Here is a 2616-nt window from a genome sequence, read left to right as displayed (position 1 = left end):
GTGGTGGTGGCGAACGGGCGCAACTGGTCCACCAGCGTGGTCGGCAGCGGCAATGACTGGCTGCAGGTCGGCAACTGGAGGCTGGCCGCGGGGCGCCCGTTCGACGCGGCCGAAGAACGGGCCGGCGCCGCCGTGTGCGTGCTCGGCGCCACCGTGCGGCGCCAGTTGTTCGAGCGCGCGGACCCGCTCGGCCAGCGGGTCCGGATCAAGGGTTTTTCCTGCCAGGTGGTGGCGCTGCTGGCGGCCAAGGGGCAGGGCGCCATGGGCAACGACCAGGACGACCTGGTGCTGCTGCCCCTGCACACCGTGCAGCGCCGCGTGACCGGCAACACGCGTGTGAACTCCCTGCTGGTGTCGCTGCGCGATGGCAGCGACAGCGATGCGGCCAAGGCCGGGCTGACCCGGCTGCTGCGCGAGCGGCGCAGCCTGGCGGCGGAGGATGACGACAACTTCAACCTGCTCGACACGCGCCAGCTGGCCGACACCCTGTCCGGCACCACCCGCGTGATGACCATGCTGCTGGGCGCGGTGGCGGCGGTCAGCCTGCTGGTGGGCGGCATCGGCATCATGAACATCATGCTGGTCGGGGTGACCGAACGCACCCATGAGATCGGGCTGCGCCTGGCCATCGGCGCGCTCGAGCGCGACGTGCTGCTGCAATTCCTGATCGAGTCGATGATGCTGGCCGCGCTGGGCGGCCTGGCCGGCGTCCTGCTGGCCGCGGGCGCCTGCGGGCTGCTCGCCGGGCTGATGCAGGTGCCATTCCTGTTCAGCCCAGCGATCAATGTGGCTGCCTTCGTGTTCGCGGCCGGGATCGGCGTCCTGTTCGGCTACATGCCGGCCCGGCGCGCCGCTCGGCTCGACCCGATCGAGGCCCTGCGGCACGACTGAGGGGCCGCTACTCGGTGCGGTACACCAGCACCGGGATCAGGCTGGTGGAAAGCACCTTCTGCGTGACGCTGCCGATCAGCATCCCGCGCAGGCCGCCCAGGCCGTGGGTCGCCATCGCGATCAGGTCGCAACCGCCCTCACGCGCGGCGGCGGTGATGGCTTCGTGCGGCTGGTCGGAACGCGCCATCCGGGTCTCGCACGGCACCCCGGCGGTGCGCGCCTGGGCGGCGGCCTGCTCCAGCAGGCGCGTGGCGTGCGCTTCGCTGTCGCGCAGGAATTCGGCGCGCGTGTCCTCCAGCATGTCGGTCTTGTAGGTGAATACATGGAACTCGGGGACCACGTGCAGGATGGTCACGCGGGCACCGGCATCGCGCGCGAACTGGAGCGCATCGGAGAGCGCGCGGCCGGCGGCGGCCGAGCCGTCGGTGGGAAGCAGCAAATGGCGGAACATGGGAACCTCCTCGTCAGGGCAGATGGGGTGGGACGCTGGCCAGTTCTGCCGCCAGGGCCAGCGGCGCGTCCTGGGTGGCGATGTGCAGCTCGAGCCACTTCGGCAGCAGTTGAAGACAGCGGCGCGCCGGGGCGCTGTCGCCCAGCAGCAGCGCAGCCTCGGCGCGGTGCAGGCCGCCCAGCACGCGGGCGTGCTGTTCCAGGTGCTGGCGTTCGGCCGGGTAGTCGATGCGCTCCATTAGCAGTTCCTCGCGCCGGAAGTCCCGTTCGATCAGTTCCACCAGGCGGCTGTATTCGGCGGGAAAACGCTTGGAGTCCAGCAGCGCCACGCTGTCCAGGGTGGTCAGCAGGTGCCGGTTGTCAGCATCTATCTCCTCCAGGCCGGTGGCCAGGGGCATGGTGAGGTCAGGTTCCATCGCAGGCTCCTTCAGCGGCAGTCATCAGTCAGTGTCGCGCTTTGCCGCGTGCGATTCCTATGATCTGGATCAAAAGAGAAACTGAACGAGGCTGCCCGCTACAATGGCGGGCATGAATGGACGCGAAACAGAACGGCTGCTCCAGGAAGCGCTGGGCTTGCACCAGCGCGGGCAGGTCGAGGCGGCGATGGCGCTGTACGAGCTGGTGCTGCAGGAGGTGCCGGAGCATGTGGAGGCGCTGCACCTGCTGGGCGTGGGCTCGCGCCAGCGCGGGCGGGCAGAGGAGGCGGTGGGACGCATCGCGCAGGCCCTGGCGTTGAATCCCGGGCACGCGACGGCGCACTCCAACCTGGGCGCGGCCTTGCAGGACCTGGACCGGACCGAGGACGCGCTGGCGAGCTATGAACGGGCACTGGCGCTGCGGCCGGATTACCCAATGGCGCTCGCCAACAGCGGCAATGCGTTGCGCCGGCTGGGGCGGGTGGATGAGGCCATTGCGCGCTACCGGCGGGCGCTGGCGTTGCAGCCGCGCTATCCGGAGGCGCTGGCGAACCTGGCGGCGGCGCTGCTCACCACAGGCGAGCTGGCGGAGGCGCGGGAGGTGGTGGAGGCCTCCCTGCAGTGGCAGCCGCGTTCCGCGCAGGCGTGGTGCGCGCGGGGCGCGATCATGCAGCGGCTGGGGGAGGCGGGCGAAGCATTGGCCAGCTATGAGCGGGCGCTGGATTGCGATGGTGCGCACGTGGAGACCCTGGTCAACCTGGCGACGCTGGCCCAGCAGCAGCGCGATCATGCGGCGGCGCTGGAGTGGGCCGAGCGCGCAATCGGGCGCGCGCCGCGGCACGCGGCCGCGCATCTGCAG

4 protein-coding genes are annotated in these 2616 nt (G+C 70.6%); 2 read left to right on the top strand and 2 right to left on the bottom strand.

What is annotated here, in order from left to right; all coding sequences use genetic code 11:
- Positions 1 to 891 (top strand): ABC transporter permease (locus tag E4L96_RS12540; protein WP_135207564.1); only part of this gene is annotated, 891 nt, incomplete at its 5' end.
- 7 nt (positions 892 to 898) lie between these two features.
- On the opposite strand, the gene E4L96_RS12535 is transcribed toward E4L96_RS12540, so the two are convergent.
- The gene (locus E4L96_RS12535) at positions 899 to 1342 is read right to left on the bottom strand and encodes a universal stress protein (RefSeq protein ID WP_135207563.1); all 444 of its coding nucleotides are present in this window, start codon (positions 1340 to 1342) and stop codon (positions 899 to 901) included.
- Between the two features lie 13 nt (positions 1343 to 1355).
- Positions 1356 to 1757, bottom strand: a complete 402-nt coding sequence (locus E4L96_RS12530) for a bacteriohemerythrin (RefSeq protein WP_135207562.1) — start codon at positions 1755 to 1757, stop codon at positions 1356 to 1358.
- 112 nt (positions 1758 to 1869) lie between these two features.
- On the opposite strand from E4L96_RS12530, the gene E4L96_RS12525 reads away from it, so the two are divergent.
- Positions 1870 to 2616, top strand: a 747-nt coding sequence (locus tag E4L96_RS12525) for a tetratricopeptide repeat protein (RefSeq protein WP_167758680.1), incomplete at its 3' end; no start/stop codon positions are given.

The organism is Zemynaea arenosa (assembly GCF_004614185.1).
In the GTDB taxonomy this organism is placed as follows: domain Bacteria; phylum Pseudomonadota; class Gammaproteobacteria; order Burkholderiales; family Burkholderiaceae_D; genus Telluria; species Telluria arenosa.
The sequence above is the reverse complement of the archived record's forward strand: the minus strand, read 5'-3'. Positions and strand labels throughout refer to the sequence as shown.